This window comes from Qipengyuania sp. JB2-7 (assembly GCF_055693485.1).
Genome location: NZ_CM146335.1, coordinates 804,286 through 823,660, shown reverse-complemented (window position 1 = coordinate 823,660; position 19,375 = coordinate 804,286). Strand labels below are relative to the sequence as shown.

General features: G+C 55.6%; 15 protein-coding genes and 1 pseudogene. 11 read left to right on the top strand and 5 right to left on the bottom strand.

Annotation, left to right across the window (positions count from 1 at the left end):
- Positions 1–6: 6 nt before the first annotated feature.
- A complete protein-coding gene (locus tag ACZ1GM_RS03985) occupies positions 7–630 on the bottom strand; it encodes a class I SAM-dependent methyltransferase (protein ID WP_472677859.1) in 624 nt (207 codons plus the stop codon).
- A gap of 99 nt (positions 631–729) precedes the next feature.
- On the opposite strand from ACZ1GM_RS03985, the gene ACZ1GM_RS03980 reads away from it, so the two are divergent.
- A complete protein-coding gene (locus ACZ1GM_RS03980) occupies positions 730–2,076 on the top strand; it encodes an MFS transporter (protein WP_472677858.1) in 1,347 nt (448 codons plus the stop codon).
- 20 nt (positions 2,077–2,096) lie between these two features.
- On the opposite strand, the gene arsC is transcribed toward ACZ1GM_RS03980, so the two are convergent.
- Entirely contained in the window at positions 2,097–2,441 is a 345-nt protein-coding gene (gene arsC / locus ACZ1GM_RS03975; protein ID WP_472677857.1) for an arsenate reductase (glutaredoxin), read from the bottom strand.
- A 111-nt stretch (positions 2,442–2,552) separates the two neighbouring features.
- On the opposite strand from arsC, the pseudogene ACZ1GM_RS03970 reads away from it, so the two are divergent.
- A pseudogene (locus ACZ1GM_RS03970) lies at positions 2,553–4,762 on the top strand (TonB-dependent receptor).
- Positions 4,763–4,821: 59 nt separating this feature from the next.
- On the opposite strand, the gene ACZ1GM_RS03965 reads toward ACZ1GM_RS03970, so the two are convergent.
- Both ACZ1GM_RS03965 and ACZ1GM_RS03960 read right to left on the bottom strand, forming a co-directional pair.
- The gene (locus ACZ1GM_RS03965; RefSeq protein ID WP_472677856.1) at positions 4,822–5,388 is read right to left on the bottom strand and encodes a (2Fe-2S)-binding protein; all 567 of its coding nucleotides are present in this window, start codon (positions 5,386–5,388) and stop codon (positions 4,822–4,824) included.
- 41 nt (positions 5,389–5,429) lie between these two features.
- Positions 5,430–6,197, bottom strand: coding sequence for a class II aldolase/adducin family protein (locus ACZ1GM_RS03960; protein WP_472677855.1), 768 nt, complete (start codon positions 6,195–6,197; stop codon positions 5,430–5,432).
- 129 nt (positions 6,198–6,326) lie between these two features.
- Between ACZ1GM_RS03960 and ACZ1GM_RS03955 the strand changes: the two genes are divergently transcribed.
- The 8 genes from ACZ1GM_RS03955 (at position 6,327) to ACZ1GM_RS03920 (ending at position 16,389) form a co-directional block, all read left to right on the top strand.
- Complete coding sequence (locus tag ACZ1GM_RS03955) at positions 6,327–7,667, top strand: MATE family efflux transporter (protein ID WP_472677854.1); 1,341 nt, start codon at positions 6,327–6,329, stop codon at positions 7,665–7,667.
- Between the two features lie 84 nt (positions 7,668–7,751).
- Positions 7,752–10,139, top strand: coding sequence for a chemotaxis protein CheA (locus ACZ1GM_RS03950; protein ID WP_472677853.1), 2,388 nt, complete (start codon positions 7,752–7,754; stop codon positions 10,137–10,139).
- On the top strand, positions 10,136–10,570 hold the full coding sequence (locus ACZ1GM_RS03945) for a chemotaxis protein CheW (protein WP_472677852.1): 435 nt from the start codon (positions 10,136–10,138) through the stop codon (positions 10,568–10,570). Before ACZ1GM_RS03950 ends, ACZ1GM_RS03945 begins: the two co-directional genes overlap by 4 nt.
- 55 nt (positions 10,571–10,625) lie before the next feature.
- Entirely contained in the window at positions 10,626–10,991 is a 366-nt protein-coding gene (locus tag ACZ1GM_RS03940; protein ID WP_472677851.1) for a response regulator, read from the top strand.
- A gap of 14 nt (positions 10,992–11,005) precedes the next feature.
- Positions 11,006–12,097 carry a chemotaxis-specific protein-glutamate methyltransferase CheB gene (gene cheB / locus ACZ1GM_RS03935; RefSeq protein ID WP_472677850.1) on the top strand — a complete coding sequence of 364 codons (1,092 nt, stop codon included), beginning with the start codon at positions 11,006–11,008 and terminating at the stop codon, positions 12,095–12,097.
- Positions 12,094–12,972 carry a CheR family methyltransferase gene (locus ACZ1GM_RS03930; RefSeq protein ID WP_472677849.1) on the top strand — a complete coding sequence of 293 codons (879 nt, stop codon included), beginning with the start codon at positions 12,094–12,096 and terminating at the stop codon, positions 12,970–12,972. Before cheB ends, ACZ1GM_RS03930 begins: the two co-directional genes overlap by 4 nt.
- A 76-nt stretch (positions 12,973–13,048) precedes the next feature.
- Positions 13,049–14,617 carry a putative bifunctional diguanylate cyclase/phosphodiesterase gene (locus tag ACZ1GM_RS03925; protein ID WP_472677848.1) on the top strand — a complete coding sequence of 523 codons (1,569 nt, stop codon included), beginning with the start codon at positions 13,049–13,051 and terminating at the stop codon, positions 14,615–14,617.
- Complete coding sequence (locus tag ACZ1GM_RS03920; RefSeq protein WP_472677847.1) at positions 14,614–16,389, top strand: methyl-accepting chemotaxis protein; 1,776 nt, start codon at positions 14,614–14,616, stop codon at positions 16,387–16,389. The genes ACZ1GM_RS03925 and ACZ1GM_RS03920 overlap by 4 nt, the downstream gene beginning before the upstream one ends.
- Before the next feature lie 28 nt (positions 16,390–16,417).
- On the opposite strand, the gene ACZ1GM_RS03915 is transcribed toward ACZ1GM_RS03920, so the two are convergent.
- Entirely contained in the window at positions 16,418–17,293 is an 876-nt protein-coding gene (locus ACZ1GM_RS03915; protein ID WP_472677846.1) for an HpcH/HpaI aldolase/citrate lyase family protein, read from the bottom strand.
- Positions 17,294–17,397: 104 nt separating this feature from the next.
- On the opposite strand from ACZ1GM_RS03915, the gene ACZ1GM_RS03910 reads away from it, so the two are divergent.
- Positions 17,398–19,266: a beta-galactosidase gene (locus ACZ1GM_RS03910; protein ID WP_472677845.1), complete on the top strand. Its 1,869-nt coding sequence runs from the start codon at positions 17,398–17,400 to the stop codon at positions 19,264–19,266.
- Positions 19,267–19,375 lie beyond the last annotated feature (109 nt).

Here is a 19,375-nt window from a genome sequence, read left to right as displayed (position 1 = left end):
GCTCGACTATTTCCAGCCCCAGAACAATCTGCAGGGCAAGATATTGAGCCATTCAAAACCACTATCAATTTTCGTGAAGTGTCTCGCCATAAAGTCGCGTGCTTTTGCCGAAAACTGATAAACCAGGAAACCACCGCCCGGCGTCAGAGCGCGGTGGGTCGCCGCTGCAATCTGTGGCCCTAAATCGCCCGGAAGAGTTGAGAAGGGCAAGCCCGACAAAATGTAATCAGCGTGATCAAAGCCGTTAGCTCTAATGATAGCCTCCACGTCAGCCGCAGATCCGAGCACGGGAATGAACCGGCTGTCTGCAATGCTCTTTTTGAGATAATCGATATACAGCGGATTGGTATCAATCACGATCAGCGTCCCGTCTCGCCGCAGTCGATCCAGAACTGGCTGGCAGAATGTGCCCACACCAGGGCCATATTCGACAAACAGGGTACATCGTCCCCAATCGACGGGCTCCAGCATTTTCTGAACAGTGTAGCGCGACGATGGAATGATTGATCCAACCATGCGCGGATGCTCCAAAAACCCTCGGAAAAACACACCCCATTGGCCGAAAAGTTGGGCGAGCTTCTGCTTTGGTTGAAGTTTTTTGACCGCGACGGTGGCGGATTGTTTCGACAAGGTACTCTTCCTATTTCAGCGCCTGATGCATGCAACACGATGTGAACGGCGTGTTTGTGCATTGCAACCTTGGTGTTCAAGCCTTAGCGCTATCACACGATGGCTAACGATAAGTTGCAAGATATGTTGGCCGAAACGAGCCCCGGCAGGATTGGCGGCATTCCTGGCTGGCGGATGGCGCTGCTCTTTTCCGTCATGCTGGTGACCGCTGCCGGAAACACAGCCATGCAATCGGTCATGCCATCGATTGGCACAGCCCTCCAAATCAACGATGTATGGATCAGTCTGGCCTATAGCTGGTCAGCGTTGCTTTGGGTTGTCTGCGCACCAATCTGGGCCGCGCGGTCGGATAAGCGTGGACGTAAATCGATGATGGCGCTGGGCATGATGGGTTTCGTCGTGTCCATGGCATTGTGCGGCATGGCTTTGTGGCTTGGCCTGACTGGAGTTCTCACATCAGTTTGGGCCTTATTGGCATTCGCTGCAGCGCGCAGCCTTTATGGCGGCTTCGGCAGCGCCGCACCGCCCGCCGTCCAGGCCTATGTCGCCGCACGCACACCTCGGTCTGAACGCACACAGGCGCTTTCATTGGTCGCCTCAAGCTTTGGCTTGGGCACCGTCATAGGCCCGGCGCTGGCCCCGCTGATGGTACTGCCGCTCTTGGGACTGACCGGCCCCTTCATCAGCTTCGCATTACTGGGCCTGATTGCGCTGGTATTGCTGCGCCTGCGCCTTCCCAATGATGAGCCGCAATTTGCTGCACGCGGTGACGCCTATGATGCGCCCTATTCGAGCGGCTCAACCACCAGTCACCGCGATGACGACGATGAAGCAGAGGAAGTGCCGCATAAGCTTCGTTGGTTTGAACCACGCCTGCGGCCATGGGTCATTGCCGCGCTGTTGAGTGGTCATGCGCAGGCGATGGTTCTGGGTATTTCCGGTTTTCTGGTGCTGGACCGCTTGGGATTGCGCGATAGCCCGATAGAAGGTGCGGGCCCCGTTGGGATCGTCTTAATGTGCGGCGCTGGTGCGACTTTGCTCGCGCAGTGGGGCTTGATCCCACAACTGAAGCTTGGCCCCAGGGCAGCGACCCTTTCAGGGACAGTCATCTCGGCACTAGGCGTCGTGTGGCTCGGAGTTGCGCAAGAAATTCACTCTATAGCTCTCGCCTATTCTGTCGCATCGCTCGGCTTCGGTCTCACCCGTCCTGGCACAACAGCCGGGACATCGCTTGCGGTTACTCGCGCGGAACAGGGGCAGGCTTCTGGCGTTGTCGCATCGGTGGCGGGAGCCAGCTTCATCTACGCGCCTGCGCTCGGCGTTTGGCTCTATAATTCATCAGAACCTTTGAGCTTCGGCTTGATTGCTGCACTATGCGTTGCCGTCGCACTGGTTGGCGGGCGGACGATGCAAGCCGATAGCGATCTAACCAAAGATCGGCGCTAGCGCGTTAGCTGCCTCGCCGCTTACAAGATCTCCAACACGATATCCTGAGGTCGACAAAGACGTGCGCCCTTTTCAGTTTCCACCAGAGGCCGGTTAATCAGGATCGGATCTTCGGCCATCGCGTCAAGGATGGTGTCAGCGTCTGCATCGGGCAACCCGCGCTCCTCGGCATCGGTTCCGCGAAGCCGCAGCCCATCTTTTGGGCTGATCCCGGCATCCGAATACAGCTGTGCCAGCTTGTCGCGCGTTGGTGGCTCTTTGAGATATTCGACCACGGTCACATCAACACGGCTAAGGTTTTCTAGTATCGCCAACGTCTTGCGCGACGTGCCGCATTTGGGATTGTGCCAGATCGTTGCCTTCATCGAAATCACTCCGGGTCGTTAGTCTGTTTGGACGCGATTATCGCACTCTTACACGTGACGAAAGCAACACCGGCAAAAAAGTCACCGCATTCCCGCGATTAGCCATTGCAAATGATAATAACTCGCAATAACACCTCTCGCAACTTGCGAACGACTCGCAAAAACCCGAGGGAAACCATTTTGCTCACACACATCCATCGAACCGCTCTTCTCACCAGTGTCGCACTTTTCCATGCGCCGGTTGCAGCAGAAGACGCTGCTGCAGATGACGGGGCCGAAACCCTGTTCACAGCCGATGGCGGCATCTTGGTGACGGGCCAGGTGCTTCAGTCGAACCAGGTCAACTCGGTCAAAACTCCCACCCCGATCATTGATGTGCCGCAGAGCCTATCGATCGTAACGGCGGATGAAATTTCAGATCGTGGCTTCACCAGCATCGGTCAGATTGTCGATTATACGCCGGGCATCAACACTTCTCAGGGTGAGGGGCACCGCGATGCGATCGTGTTCCGCGGGGTCCGATCAACTGCGGACTTCTTCATTGATGGCGTACGTGATGACGTCCAGTATTATCGTAGCCTCTACAATCTCGAACAGGTTGAGATCCTGCGTGGTCCAAACGCGTTACTGTTTGGCCGCGGCGGCGCTGGCGGCGTTCTTAACCGCGTAACGAAGAAGGGTGAGTTCAACGAGAACTTCACTGGCCTTAATGTCGGTGTCGACACGTTTGGCGCATTCAATATCTACGCCGATCTGAATTTGTCGAGCAGCGAAACCGCCGCATTCCGCGTGAATGCGATGTATGAAAGCCTTAATAATCACCGCGATTTTTACGACGGTGACCGGTTTGGCATCAATCCGACCGCGCGGATCAAGCTCAGCCCAACCACCATGCTCGACCTGTCATACGAATATGCCAATCACGAACGCTTCATTGATCGCGGCATCCCCACAGGCACCGACGGTCGCCCGGTAGAGGCCTTTGAAGACATCGTCTTCGGCGACGAGCTGGAGAACTTCACTGAGCTTGAGGCGCACATCCTGCGTGCCAATCTCAGCCATGAGTTTTCCGACAGCTGGAAAGCCAATGTCAGCGCGTTCTATGGCGATTATGACAAGGTCTACTCCAACTTCTACGCATCTGGATATGACCAGGCGAACACCCCCGATGTTGTAACGCTCGATGGTTATATCGACACAACGGTCCGCCAGAACTTCATTCTGACGAGCAATCTGGTTGGCGAGTTTGAAACTGGCTCTATCGACCATACGCTGCTGATCGGGGGCGAGTATATCAGCACCTCATCGGATCAGGACCGCTTCAACTCCTTCTTCGATCAAACGCTTGATGACAATGAAGTGTTCACCATCGAGCGACCTCTCAACCTGCGCGGCGGCGTTGGTGTGAATGCGCTTGGCAACCCGACGGTCAATGACTTCACGGCTGATCTTAATGACGACACGCGCGTCGATATCGACGTGCTCTCTCTGTACATTCAGGACGAGATTGAGCTGACCGATTGGCTCAACATCGTTGTTGGTGGACGCTTCGACAGCTTTGATATTACCGTCAACAATGTTCCAGCGGCAGAGGTGCGTACGCGCAAGGATGAGGAATTCAGTCCGCGCGGTGGGATCATCTTCAAGCCACAAGAAAATATCTCAATCTACGGCAGTTACTCCGAGAGCTTCCTGCCGCGATCAGGCGAGCAATTTGCCAATATCAATGGCGACAACAATGCGCTTGATCCTGACACCTTCACCAATCTGGAAGCAGGCGTGAAGTGGGACATCAACCCTACTCTCAGCTTCACAGCAGCCGTTTTTCAAATTGAGCAAAGCTCTCCGCAACCCAATGACAACGATCCGGCGACGCTGGATGTGATCGATTCTGAAATTGAGGGTTTTGAATTACAGGTTACCGGTCAGGTTACCGATTTCTGGTCCATTACGGTACCGGCTATAGCTATCTGGACGGCGAACAGGTTAGTCGCTCTGGCCCGACTGACCTGCGCGCACGCGAGTTGCCGGAAAACATGTTCTCCATGTGGAATGCGTTTCAGGTCACTAATCGCTTTGGCCTTGGCTTAGGCCTGACTTATCAGGACGAAAGCTTCATCAATAACGGAAATACGGCGACCCTGCCGAGCTACACTCGCATTGATGCAGCCGCATATTACGATCTGTCAGACAATGTGCGGATTCAGGTCAATGTTGAGAACCTGACTGATGAGCTATACTTCCCCAACTCGCATGCCACACATCAGGCAAGCGTTGGTGCACCGATCAACGCGCGCTTTGCGATTAGCGGGCGTTTCTAAGAGCGAGAATTAGGAGCTCACCCTCTTCCCCCCAAGCTCCTAGTCGCAGGCGCTAGCGTTCATTCGTTAGCGTCTGCTTCGCTTTCAGCTTCCGGGACACTGAGCGCAGGCACCTCACGCGCGGCGTCTTCTGCGCTGATACCCGGGGGCGGAGCCGCACTGATCTGCGCCTCTCGCCGGGCCACGCGCGCCGCCAACTCTACGGCGCGGATCAACCGCGGATAGACGCCGCAACGACACAGGTTTGGTATCGACTCGCGAATCTCCGCTGCGCTGGGCCGAGAATTCTTGTTGAGCAGCGCGCTCGCCGCCATCACGATCCCCGGCGTGCAGTACCCGCATTGGATCGCTTGTTCAGCCACCATGGCTTGCTGAACCGGATGCGAACGATCGCGGCTCAGGCCTTCAACAGTTGTGATGAAACGCCCCTCTGCCTCAGCAATAGTGACCAGACAGCTTCTCAGCGCTTCGCCGTCGATGTGAACCATGCATGCGCCGCAACCACCCGTGTCACAGCCATATTTGCTACCGGTCAGATTGGCCGCATCGCGCAGCGCCCACAAAAGCGGAGTCTCCGGGTCCAGCAGAAATTCCACTGGTCGTCCATTGACGGTCATGCGCGGCATGTCAGCTCTCTACAGGCCTGGTCGCTAACATCGCTCAGCGCTTAGTTCTGCCAGCTATCGTCGATCTTGGTGACCTTACGCTTCCACGCTTCGAAATCGAACATGCCTGCACCGCCTTGGCCCTGCATTACGGCGATGTCGCGCTGATGCACGTCAACCACCTCTTGCGCCACGATGTTTGGATTGCCCATGCTCAGCGTCGCGATCTGAATTTCGCAGGCACGCTGCAAGGCCCACATCTTGACGAACATGCCCTGGATGGTTTCATCCATCACGACCGGGCCGTGGTTGCGCAACATAAGGATCGAATGATTGCCGAGGTTCTGAACCAGCCGCTCGCCCTCCTCTTCACGAACGGTGACGCCTTCAAAGTCGTGATAGCCAATCTGATCCTGGAAATTGCAGGCATAAAAATTGGTCGGGACCAGCCCTTCTTTGTGACTGCACACCGCCATCGTCGCAGTCGTGTGGACGTGGCAGATGGCATTGGCACGGTTGCCGAGATGCTTGTGAAAATAGGCGTGCTGCGTAAAGCCGGCCTTGTTCACCATATAAGGCGAGCCGCCGACATTATTGCCCTCTACATCAATCTTCACGAGGTTCGAAGCGGTCACCTCATCATACAGCATCCCAAAGGGATTGATCAGGAACGTATCCTCTTCCCCCGGCACCTTTATGGAAATGTGATTATAGATCGATTCCGACCAACCGAAATGATCAAATATCCGGTAGCAAACGGCCAGATCCTGACGCGCTTTCCACTCTTCTTCCGAGCATTCGTAATTCAAATTGGCTGCTTGCGTCGCCATGACGGGCTCCTCATCTCGTAATCTTGTTTATCGGGAAGTATCGCATGATGCGCGCGGCCAGACAAGCACGCTTTGACGGCACGCATTTCGTGCTTCCCACATCGTGCTTGCGCGGCTAGCGAGGCGGCAATGAGCGAAACCGCCAAACTGGCCACCGGCAGCATATCCGGCCATCTCTATCACCAAACAGCGCCCATGATTTTGGGTGTCGCGGCGCTCATGTCGATTGGTTTGGTCGACGCGTATTTCATCGGCCAATTGGGCAGTACACCGCTGGCAGCGATCGCCTTCATCTTTCCAATCACCGTTGCGATTTCCAGCCTCGGCGTTGGCGTCATGGTTGGCGTGAACTCGGTTATTTCGCGGTCGTTGGGTGAGGGAGACGTTGAGCGCGCGCATCGGCGAGCGAGCTTCGGCGTCGTGTTCGCCGCGGGGGTCGGCGTTGTTCTCGCTTTGGCGTTGCTCGCGCTTTCGGGGCCGCTTTTCAGGCTTATGCAGGCTGACGCAGACACGCTCCCACTGATCCAGACCTATATCGTTCCGTTTGCCTGTGGTTTGCCATTTCTGCTGATTATCATGGGCATCAATGGTGTGATGCGAGCACAGGGAGAGGCAAAGAAAACGTTACTCGTCTCGCTATCCTATGCATCAGCCAACTGGGTGCTTGACCCAATTCTGATCACAGGCGTGTTCGGCTTTGAGGGGTTTGGCATTGTCGGCGCGGCCTATGCCACAATCATCGGATGGGGCATCGGCGTCGTTGTAGCGGCGAAATTGCTGTCAAAGACCAAGCTTCCGTTTCAGGGACGCAGGATTGCAGACACGGACCCGGTGGATTCTGCGAAGGCAATTGTGAGTGTAGCAGGGCCTGCAGCGTTCTCGAACGCGATCAATCCCATCGGTCTGGCGGTTTTGACCGGCCTGGTGGCTGCTGAAGGACAAGCCGCTGTTGCGGGATTTGGCGCAGCCGGACGGCTACAGAGTTTCGCGGTGGTTCCGCTACTTGCGCTGTCTGGATCCATTGGCGCGATTGTTGGCCAGAATTGGGGCGCGAAACACTATGATCGTGCGCAAGAAGCATTCGCCAAGGCGGCTGCATTTTGCATGGGCTATGGCTTGCTGACAGCAGCGGTTTTGTTCTTCGCGGCGGATTGGTTTGCTGGTCTCTTTTCTGATGAGGCCGCGATTAAATCCGAGTTTATCGATTATCTTGCCATTGCTGTTTGGGGTTATGCAGGCTTCGGACTGCTTATTGTCGGTAATGGTGTGCTGAACGCGGTGGGCCGTGCCTCATTCGCTCTTACCCAAAGCGCAGCGCGGGTATTTCTGGTCATGATGCCATTTGCGTGGATCATGCGCAGCTATTGGGGATCTCAGGCAATCTATGCAGCCGAGTTGGTCGCCAATCTTACGGGCGGCTTAATCGCAATTTTGGTGGTTCGGCACGTTTTGGTCGCCAAGCAAAGATAACTGGCGTCGAACGCGCGCCTCTTACCAAACGTTAACCATCCTGCTCCATAGGTTGCTCTCGTAATAGATGGGGATGCGCACTAAATGGACGATCTGCTGGCAGACTTTCTGGCGGAAACGCATGAAATGCTTGAAGCAATCGGTGGCGAAATCGTCGCATGGGAAGCTGAGCCCAGCGACCGCGAGCGCCTCGATGCCATTTTCCGTTTTGTCCATACGGTCAAGGGGAATTGCGGTTTCTTTGATTTCCCACGGCTGGCGAGCCTAAGCCATGCGGCTGAGGATGCGCTCGCCGAATGCCGTGCAGGACGTCGCAATCCAGATGCCGCACTGGTTTCAGCAGTGCTGGCCATCGTCGACCGAATTTCTGCGATGTCTAGCGCTATCGAAGCAGGCGAGGAATTTCCCGAAGGCGGAGATGACGAGCTGATCGCAGCTTTGGCGCCGAGCACGCAGACTGGGTTGGTTGATGCACCAAGACAAATGCCTCAGCCCAATGACAATCCAGCGAGCGAACAGGACACGGGCGAGAAAAAACCAGCGGCGCAGCGCTCTATTCGACTGACCGTCGATCTGCTTGACGAGGTTATGAAGGGCGTCTCTGATCTCGTGCTAGCGCGAAATGACCTTGCACGCCGCCTGCGCGATTTCGATGCGCAGGACGAGGTAACAGGCCCATTTGATCGCTTAAGCACAATCCTGGGCGATGTACGTAGCGCAATCACTCGGATGCGTATGCTGCGCCTCGAAAGCCTTTTCGGCACGTTGCCACGTCTTGTCCGGGACCTGTCCGGCGAACTTGGCAAACAAGTCATGGTGGATTTCGAGGGCGGTGATGTTGAGCTGGATCGCGAAATGATCGAGCTAATCCGCGATCCGATCACCCACATCATTCGTAACGCAATCGATCATGGAATCGAGACGCCGTCAGACCGCCTTAAGACTGAAAAACGCGAAATCGGCCTGCTCCATTTCGCCGCCCGTCAATCGGGCAATGAAATCACCTTGGTGATTTCTGATGATGGCCGCGGCGTCGATACGTCACGCCTGGCGGCAAAGGCTCTCGAAGTAGGCCTCTACACCGCCGAAGAACTCAAAGAGATGAGCGAACAGCGGAAGCTTTACCTCATGTTTGAGCCCGGCCTGTCTACTGCGGAAGCGGTAAGTTCAATCTCCGGTCGCGGCGTTGGCATGGACGTCGTACGCGCTAATGTTGAAAAGCTGGGCGGCTTGATCGATGTGCGCAGTACGCCAGGTGAGGGAACATCGTTCCATTTACGGCTGCCCTTGACGCTAAGCATCATGTCGGCGCTCACAGTAGAGAGTGACGAGCAAATGTTCGCGCTGCCATATTCCTTCGTGGAAGAGATCGTGCTTGGCCGATCTAAAGGCCTTGAATGGGCAACCGCAGGCGAGCGGCAAATGGTCACTTTCCGCGAACGACGTGTCCCATGCATTTCCCTGAACGAAGTGCTGGGACGCGATGAAAACCGGACTGATTGGTCCAAAAAAACCATCCTGTTCATCCGCATGGCGAGTGATGACGTGTTTGCCCTGGGTGTGGATCAAGTGCACGATCACGAAGATGTCGTGGTAAAGCCGATCGCTCCATCCATAATGGCAACCGGTCTTTACGCTGGTACGACACTGCTTGATGATGGTCGCCCGATGATGCTGCTGGATATCGCAAAAATTTCCAGCAAACGCGGCCTTGTGGCTGAGGAGCATCGCCGAGTGCGCGTGCACCAAGAAGACGCGAGCGGCGCTCAAGCCAGCACCACGATGTCGGTCATGGTGTTTACCGGCCTTGATGCTGTCCGGCGTGCTGTCAGGCTACCGCTCGTCTCGCGCATCGACACAATCGACAGGTCAGCAATTGATCTGACTTCCGATAAGCCGCAAGTTGTGATCAATGGTCAGCTGTTGCCGATGGCTGGGCTATACGATGCGGAACTGGACAAAGATGAGTACCGCATTCTTCGCCTGTCAGATGGCACAAACCAAGTCGCATATGTCGTCGATGAAGTGCACGACACCATTGATGTGGAACGCGAACTGGACCGAACATCAGAATCGCCGGGGGCAGAGGGAACTGCGCTCATCAACGGCAAGCCCGTAATCATAATCGATGCACTGTCGCTGTTCGCTGGATATAACTGGCGACAATCCGACGCCAGGGCGTTGACGTGCCGTATTCCGCAAAACAGCAATTGGGCCCGCACAATTCTAGAGCCGCTGGTATCTGCCGCAGGCTATCAATTGCTCGAAGATGGCGAAGAGGTCGCCGACGTTGTCATCGACATGAACGAAGGGGCGGAGCAGCCAGCTGATGGCACTGCCAAGGCCGTCATCAAACTTCGCGCTGAGCGCGACGCTCACGGTGACGATGATCATTCAATCTATCGCTATGACCGTGCTGGATTGCTCAGTGCCTTGGGCCAAATTCGCAATGAGAACAGGAGCGCAGGATGAAAGAATTAGTCCTGATTTGCGAGATCGCTGATCGCCAGATCGCGATTTCAACTGACCGCGTACGCTCTGTGATCGATATCGAACACGTTACCAGCATACCAGAGGCCCCAGCACACGTTTTGGGCCTTACTGCGTTACGAAGCCAGGCACTCACGGTGATTGACACTCGCTGCGCCTTGGGACTCGAAACCAAGCCAATCTCGAGCAATTTCAGAGCTGTAGTCGCCAAGATTGAGGGGCATTCCTATGCGCTGATGATTGATCACGCGGACGACGTCTGCGCGGTCCTCAGCACACCGGAACCATTGCCCGGCGGCTTTGGTGAAGGATGGCAGGACGTTGCCATTGGCATGATCGAAACTGAACGCGGCCCCGCACTGCTCGTCGACATTGATCGGCTTGCCACTGGGGTTCAGCAACTCGCGGCTTAAGCGATTGGCAAGGGATTGAGCGTATGTCGACCAAAACAAAGATGGGCGCAAAGCAATGAAGAAATGTCTCATAGTCGATGACTCGCGCGTAATTCGCAAAGTGTCACGACACATCCTCGAGACGCTCGAGTTCGAAGTTAGCGAGGCTGAGAACGGCCAGCAGGGACTCGAGAAGTGCGAAGACGCGATGCCGGACGTAATTCTGCTCGATTGGAATATGCCGATCATGAGCGGCATTGAGTTCATCACAAAGCTGCGACAACGCGAAGACGGCAGCGTCCCTAAAGTGGTGTTTTGCACTACGGAAAATGACGTCGCTCACATCCGTGAAGCCATCGAAGCTGGTGCGGATGAGTATGTCATGAAACCGTTTGATCATGAGACCCTGCAAATAAAGCTACAGCTTGTTGGCATGGCCTGAGGAACACGGGCCCCATGTCTCATCCATCCAGACTCGAAAAAGCTGAGGTCACGCCGGAGGTGAATTCGGATAGCATCAAGGTGATGCTGGTCGACGATTCTCTCACTGTGCGCACCATTTTCAAACGTATGATTGATCGCGAGGATGATTTGTCAATCGTCGCGACTGTCGCCACGGCAGAACAAGCTTTGATAACGCTGCGTTCAACGAAGGTTGACGTAATCCTGCTCGACCTTGAAATGCCCGGTATGGGCGGCCTCGAAGCATTGCCACGTTTGATCGAGAGCGGCCAAGGTGCACAGATTCTCGTGGTGTCATCACTGACAGAGAAAGGCGCTGAGGCCACTTTGTCAGCGCTGTCGATGGGCGCTGCTGACACGATGTTGAAGCCACGTCCCGGCGGGTTCGACGAGGCGTATCGCAATGCCATCCTTGCCAAGGTTAGAGCGCTTGCAGGTTGCGAGCAGAAAGTCGCACCGATGCCGCGCAAGAAGGCGGCGCGTCCGGCCAAAAAGCCGTCAACAGCAAGACCCCAGGTTCTGGCTATCGGTGCCTCTACCGGAGGCATTCATGCTCTCAACGTGTTGTTGAAAGCTCTGCCTGCAGATTTCGACCTGCCCATTCTTGTAACTCAACATCTTCCTGACAGCTTCATCCCGGTCTTTGCGCGGCAGGTTGAGATGGCTGCTGGTCGCGAGGCAGTTCTCGCGGATGAAGGCGTGGTCGTGAAATCAGGCCGGGTCGTTATCGCCCCGGGCAATGGTCACATGATCGTCAAACGCCGCGGCGCAGAAGTCATCACGACGCTCGGTTACGAAGCGGTGTCCAGTGGCTGTATGCCGTCGGTTGATCCCATGTTCCGATCCTGCGCTGAAGCCTTTGACGGCCGCGTTGCAGCCGTATTGCTATCTGGCATGGGACGCGACGGAACGCTGGGCGCAAAGATAATAGAAGAAGCTGGCGGAACTGTCTTTGCGCAAGACGAGGAAAGCTGCGCGGTATGGGGCATGCCTCGAACAGTCTCTGAAGATGGGACTGCAGCGGTTATCGCACCGCCAGCAGACCTGGCTATGCATGTCTCAAAATATGCGGCTGTTGCCGCATGACAGCGATGGACCCATCCCACCAGATCATCGCCGATCTGCTTGCCGCCCGAACTGGTCAACACCTCGGATCCAACCGTATATGGCGCATATCGTCCGCGCTTTCAGGTATTTTTCGTGATCGCGGTATCACCAATGTGGACCAACTTGTCTGCATGTTGGCGGATACTAATGACAATGAGCTGTCCACCAATGTCGTTGAGGCATTGCTGAATAACGAAACGTATTTCTTTCGTGATCGGGCTTACTTCGATACGTTGAGCAACACTGTTCTCGCGGATCTGGCCAAGAAGCGCGCCGGAACAAAACGCCTCTCGATTTGGTCTGCAGGCTGCTCGACGGGACAGGAAGCACTGTCGCTGGCGATGCTGTTTCTTGAGAATTCTGGCTTCTGGAATGGTTGGCAGATCAGCATTCTGGGAACCGACATCTCTTCAAAAGCTGTAAAGTCTGCGCAGTCGGGTGTGTATTCACAATTTGAAATTCAACGTGGCATTTCCGTAGCGCAGATGCTTCGCTTCTTCTCAGAAACGGATTCTGGCTGGAAAGCAGAGGACAAAATGCGCTCGATGATCCGGTTTGAGCAGCATAACCTGCTTGATCGGCCACCATCTCCACACACGTTCGACCTGATCCTATGCCGCAATGTCTTGCTATATTTCGATGGATCGGTGCGCCGCAGGGTGCTTGATCGACTAAACGATGCGATCGCTGCTGACGGCTGGTTAATGCTGGGTGCTGGCGAGACGATCATGGACCAGTCAGTACAATTTGAACCATCCCGTCATGGTTCATCACTTCATCTAGCCGAAGCAGGCGGAAATGGCCGGTCGCGGTCGGACTGGTTGAGTGCCGAAGCGCCTCAGAAAACAAGGTAAATATCCCTTTACCCTTCCTTAGAACTTGGTCGTTAGCAGGTCATATTGGGAAAGGGGGTGATCTGAGGATATGGGCGTGTCGAAGTGGCGAAACCTGATATTGAGTGAGCCGAAGAGCACTGTAGCTCTTCCCTTGGTTACGCTCACATGCGTATTTGTCGCGACGCTTGCCGCAATTGTATTGGTCGGCGAAACCAACACCTTCGCCCTCGCAGCCGTTGCTATCGGTAGCCTCGTATATCTGTCCATCAGCGCAGTGATGTTCTGGCAGGGTTCGCGGCAGATCGGTCTCATCCGAAACCTGGGCCGCGATGACCCGCTAACTGCTTTACCTAACAGGCACGCGTTTCACGCCGATTTTGACGAACAATCATCTGACAATGCGGAAGCAGCGGTCGCGCTAATTGATCTCGACGGCTTTCTCCACGTAAATGAACAATATGGGCACAGTGTTGGCGATCGTACCATTCGCGAGTGCGCCGAGATCCTTACAGAGGTTTGCGACGGAGAGGCCACGATCTATCGCCTGGGCGGAGACGAGTTTGCAATTTTGATGATTGGCCCTTTGGCCGGCACATTGTTGGAAGGCATTTCACGACGGATTGTTGAACGGCTTGCCAATCCGATCGAGGTTGATGAACGCCGACTGATATTGGGCGCAAGTATCGGATTGTCACGAGCTACGGCAAGTCAGCCACTCAGTTCGTCCGAATTGCTTCGCCGCGCCGACGTGGCGATGTATGCCTCTAAACGCGGCGGCAAAGCGCGTTGCACATGGTTCAGCGACGAGTTCGATATCGTTCGCGAGCAGACGCGTGAAATGGACGAAGAACTCCGAGGTGCCCTCGCAAATGACGAGTTCGCCTTGGTCTATCAACCACTCGTTGATTGCCGCTCGCGCCAGATCGTTGCGGTAGAATGCCTGATCCGCTGGGAACGCCCCGATGGCAAACATGTCGGCCCGAACATATTCATCCCCATTGCTGAACAATCGGGTCTGATAAACCCCATTGGCCTATGGGTGTTGCGCCGCGCGTGTCTTGATGCGCTCGAATGGTCAGACATCACACTGTCAGTGAACATCTCAGCTGCACAGCTGCGCAATCCGGAATTCCCGGTGCAGCTCGGGCACATCTTAGAGGAAACGGGCTTCCCGCCCGAGCGCCTCGAGCTCGAAATCACCGAGACATGTTTGGTTGTCGATCCGGTTATTGCGGAACGTAGTCTGGCCGTTATCCGCGGGTTTGGTGTCCACGTGGCACTTGACGATTTTGGCACCGGATATGCATCCATCGGTTTCCTACGCCAGTTCCGGTTCGAGAAACTGAAGCTGGACCGTAGCCTGGTCGTGGAAGCAGGCGAGGATGATGGAAGCCGGGCCATGATGTTATCGAGCATTACAGTCGCAAGAGCGCTTAAAATGGCGGTCACGGCTGAGGGTGTCGAGACAAGCGAGCAAGCTGATATGGTGCGCGCTGCGGGCTGCGACCAGATTCAGGGTTGGCTCTATTTCAAGCCGATGCCAGCCGCCGAGATTCCAGGGTATCTTGGCAAAGAGATCGATATGCAAAGCGCAATCGATACGCCTGCCCTTATCGACGCCGAGGTAACCAGAACCGCTAACTCAGGAAAATCTGCTGCATGAGCGACATGAAAGTTTTCGCCGAGGAGATGGAACGGGCCGTCTCTGAGCAGTCTGACATGGAGCATACCGGCCCGAATGGATGGCGCGAGGCATTCATTGCATGGTATGAGAGCCAACCCATTCCCAAAAAATTACGCCTCGTTTTCGGGGCGTTTCTGGTTTCTGCAGTCCTGACTGTCGCAATCCTCGGCCTTGGCATGGCGGGGATGTATAGCCGGTTCCAAAGCCATGCCGATACTGTCGAAGCTTCATCTGCATCCGCCCGCATACACTCAAGCGTCGGTGAGATGCGGTATTTCGCAGTGATGTATGTCGTCGGCAACAATGAAGACGCTCTAGCGGAAGTTATCGGCATTGGTGACCAGCTGGAAAGCCAAGTCGCAACGCTGATGCAAAAAAGTAGCGACGGAACCGCTGAGACCAAGCGCAATATCGCAGATTTGCAGCAGGCAGTCACCCAGTACACTGCGCTGTTTCAGACATGGCGGTCCGCAGTCGCACAAGGAAATGATAGCGAGGCGAGCGATGCCTTGCGCGGCTTGGCGGTTGCTGGCGACCGCCTCTACGTAGCGTCAGATCGCGTGACTAGCAGCCTCGATAGTGACGCCTTAGTCATCAAAGAGGATGGCTTGAATTACTTTTACGGTCTGTTGGCCGTGATTGTTGCCCTGACAACTCTGTCAGGCGTCATCATTATGCTCGGCATTCGCCTCAGCTCGCAGAAAATCAGCGACCAAATTAGCAGTCTTGCTGCTCACATGACCCAATTGGCAGCTGGCGATGCCAATTTCGAACTAGAGGGGGCAAACCGCCAAGATGAGATTGGCGACATGGTTCGGGCCATGCTGATCTTTCAGGAATCGAACGGATACATCTCACAATTGCGGGCCGAGCGAGAAGAACAGGCACAAAAGGAAGCTGAGCAATTGCTGGAACTGGCATCGCAGTTCGAAACGTCGCTGGGGGATGTGGTCAACAGCCTTGCAGCATCATCGAACCAGTTGCAAAGCACAGCAAGCTCAATGGCCACGACAGCCACACAATCGGCAACGCAAACCGACCAGGTTGCCGAATCTATGGCCTTGGCATCAAAAGGGGTGACCGCCGCCGCATCTGCGACAGATGAGTTTGCCTTGTCGATTGGCGAAATCAGCCGACAAGCGAGTAGTTCAGCCGAACTGGCCCGTAAGGCCAAAGAGGCGACCAGCAGCGCGGATGAGACTGTGTCAGCCCTGGCGATGTCAGCGGAAGAAGTTGAGCAGATCGTTGAACTCATTCATTCCATCGCCCAGCGCACCAACCTTTTGGCGTTAAATGCCTCCATTGAAGCCGCCCGCGGCGGTGAGGCCGGACGCGGTTTCGCGGTGGTTGCTTCAGAGGTAAAAGAACTGGCAGCGCAGACCAGCCGCGCCACTGAGCAAATCTCTGAACAAATTCGCGGAATGCAGTCCTCAACGAGCGCAAGCGTTGCCGCGCTACAATCCATCAGCGATCAAATCGCTGAACTTGAGACCACTTCAGTTTCGATTGCGAGCGCGGTAGATCAGCAATCCGTAGCAGGCCAGGATCTGGCCCGAAACATCGACCTCGCGGCGCGCAGTTCAGACGATGTCACATCCAATATCTCGCAGGTCCGCGACACTACTTTGGCCACAGGTGCTGCTGCAAATCAGGTTCTGACTTCGGCGACTGATCTGGGCAAGCAGGCCTCGACCCTGCGCGAAAAAGCCGACGCATTCTTAGGCAATATCAGGGCTCAGAACGCAGCATAAAGCTAAGCTCAATTGATTGAGCGACTTCTCAGTCTTCGATCTGAGCCAATAGCTGCTGCGCGCGTGAGAGATGTGGTCGGTCCAGCATTCCTTTGCGCCAGCCGATTGTACCAGCGCCTGGGTTAGCAGCGAATAACTCCACAATCTCTCGCGCCTCAGTGATTTCTTCTTCGCTAGGCGAGAAAGCCTGATTGATTACATCAATCTGCGCGGGGTGGATCGCCATCATGCCGCGATATCCATCGCGCCGGACCAACTCCGCGCGCGCCTTGAGCCCCTCCAAATCACGAAAGTCTGCCATGATTGTCTCGATTGCCGGTACTCCTGCCGCAGCGGCACCGAGCAAGCACAGACTGCGCGCAAGCTCATAAGTTGGGCGATAGCTGCCATCGTCATGCGTGTTACCCATGGCCCCGATGGAATCGGCGAGATCCTCCGCGCCCCACGTCATGGCGGCAAGCCGCGGTGTTCCCAGGTAGGTTCCAGTGGTGAACATTGCCGCCGCCGTTTCCGTAACGAGCGGTATTACTGGCGTGCTCCCCGCGTCCATTCCATGCGTGCTTTCGAGAGGACTCAGCAATTTGTCCAGCGCCTCTACATCATGCCCACCTTGTGCCTTGGGGAGCATAATCCCGCCAGGCTGCGCGGGCATAACCGCGTTTAGATCATCCCGCGTCATACCGCTGTCGAGCGGATTAGTGCGCACCCATAAGCGCGCCCGTTGGTCGGCATTGGCCGCCAAGAAATCAGCGATCATTTCGCGCGCAAGCGGTTTCTGCTCTTGAGCAACGGCATCTTCCAGATCGAGGATAATTATGTCCGCAGGACCGCCCAGCGCCTTCTCCATCTTTCGTGCGCTGTCACCCGGCGCAAACAGCCATGATCGTGTCTTTGGGATGGGCATCGCTCAATAGTCCTTTCTCATTGAGCTAGCGCCTAACAGCATCTTGAGAGACCGCGCAACAAAGCGCTGGCGCACAGCATCCATTGCGGGATAGACGCTGGCGCATGACGAAATTGGGCGTTTGCTATTATCCCGAACATTGGCCTGAATCGATGTGGGCAGAAGATGCCCGGCGTATGGTTGATGCAGGACTATCCAGAGTTCGGATTGCCGAGTTTGCCTGGAGCCGGATTGAGCCCGATCCCGGACGGTTCAAATGGGACTGGCTCGACCGCGCGGTCAACACCCTTCACGTGGCTGGTCTTGAGATAATCATGGGCACACCGACGGCAACGCCTCCTAAATGGCTGGTCGATCAGATGCCAGACATGGTTGCGATTGACCGGGACGGGAAACTGCGCGGCTTTGGCTCCCGTCGCCACTACTGCTTCAGCCATCAAGGCTACGCAGCCGAGGCGGAGCGGATCACCCGCGCAATGGCGGAACGGTATGGCGACCATCCTGCAATCGTCAGCTGGCAGACTGACAATGAATATGGCTGCCACGATACTGTGCAAAGCTTCTCAATAGCCGCTCAGGACGCATTCCGCGGATGGCTGGCCAAGCGCTACGGTACCATCGCCGCGCTCAACGAAGCTTGGGGCAATGTCTTTTGGAGCATGGAGTATCGCAGCTTTGACGAGATTGATCTCCCGAACCTTACCGTGACGGAGGCCAACCCTGCGCACTGGCTCGCCTTCCGTCGGTTTTCCTCCGACCAGGTCATTGCCTTCAATAGGCGGCAGGTCGATATCCTTCGCGAACTTTCACCGGGTCGTGACATCACCCATAACGCGATGGGTTTTTACACTGGCTATGACCATCACGACCTGGGTGCAGAATTGGATGTGCTGGGGTGGGATAGCTATCCTCTTGGCTTTCTTGAGATGTTTCGTTTTTCAGATGATGACAAGGGCGCTTATGCCCGGCAGGGGCATCCCGATATCGCGGCGTTCCATCACGATCTGTATCGCGGCTGCGCCAAGAATGGTCGTTGGTCGGTGCTGGAGCAGCAACCTGGCCCTGTGAATTGGGCACGGCACAATCCCGCGCCGCTACCGGGTATGGTCAGGTTGTGGACGCTAGAGGCGATGGCGCATGGCGCAGAGATGGTCAGCTATTTCCGATGGCGGCAGGCGCCCTTTGCACAGGAGCAAATGCATGCGGGACTGCTGAGGCCCGACAGCAAACCCGCACCAGGGCTGGAAGAAGTCCGCCAAGCCGCCAAAGAGATCGCTGAAATTGGCGATCTCGGTGTGCCGGTCAAGCATGCCGCAATCATCTTCGCATATGAGGCAGAATGGATCACCCAAATCCAGCCACAAGGAGAGGGATGTTCAGCACTTTGGGCGGCGCTTGAGACCTATTCAGCCCTGCGAGAACAGGGGCTTAATGTCGATATTGTCGCACCGGATTCTTCATTGGACGGATATGAACTCGTTTGCGTTCCGTGTTTGCCGATAGTGTCCGACCAATTCGCACGCTCGCTGGACAGCTTTGCTGGACAAGTTGTCATCGGCCCGCGTTCCGGCAGCCGTGAAGCAGACTTCACGATCCCCGACACCCTCGCACCAGGGAAACTCACTCCACTGGTCGGCGGAACAGTCGCACTCTCAGAAACGCTTGGCCCGCACACCGAGCATGACGGTGATGGCTGGAAAATCGCCCGCTGGCTCGACCATCTGGAAGGCGATGCTCAACCGGAACTTGTCGCCAAAGATGGGGTGATCGCCAGCTACCGGTCGGGCACCGTGCGATACTGTGCCGCTTGGCCGGAGGGCCAAGTACTGCGCGAAGTAATCAGCCGTGCATTACGGGAAACAAATCTGCCTATTGAAACAATGGCCAAAGGTCGGCGTCGCCGCACGACCAAGTCGGCGACATTTAATTTCGGTTACCTCTCCGGAAATGTCACGATAAATGTAAACTCTTAATGATTAACGGTTTTCTCCACGACTTGGTCATACATTTTTAACTTAGTCGGTCGCTTATGACGCACGGTTCAGCTATTAATTGGCCTGTCTGGAAAGGACTTGGTTGACG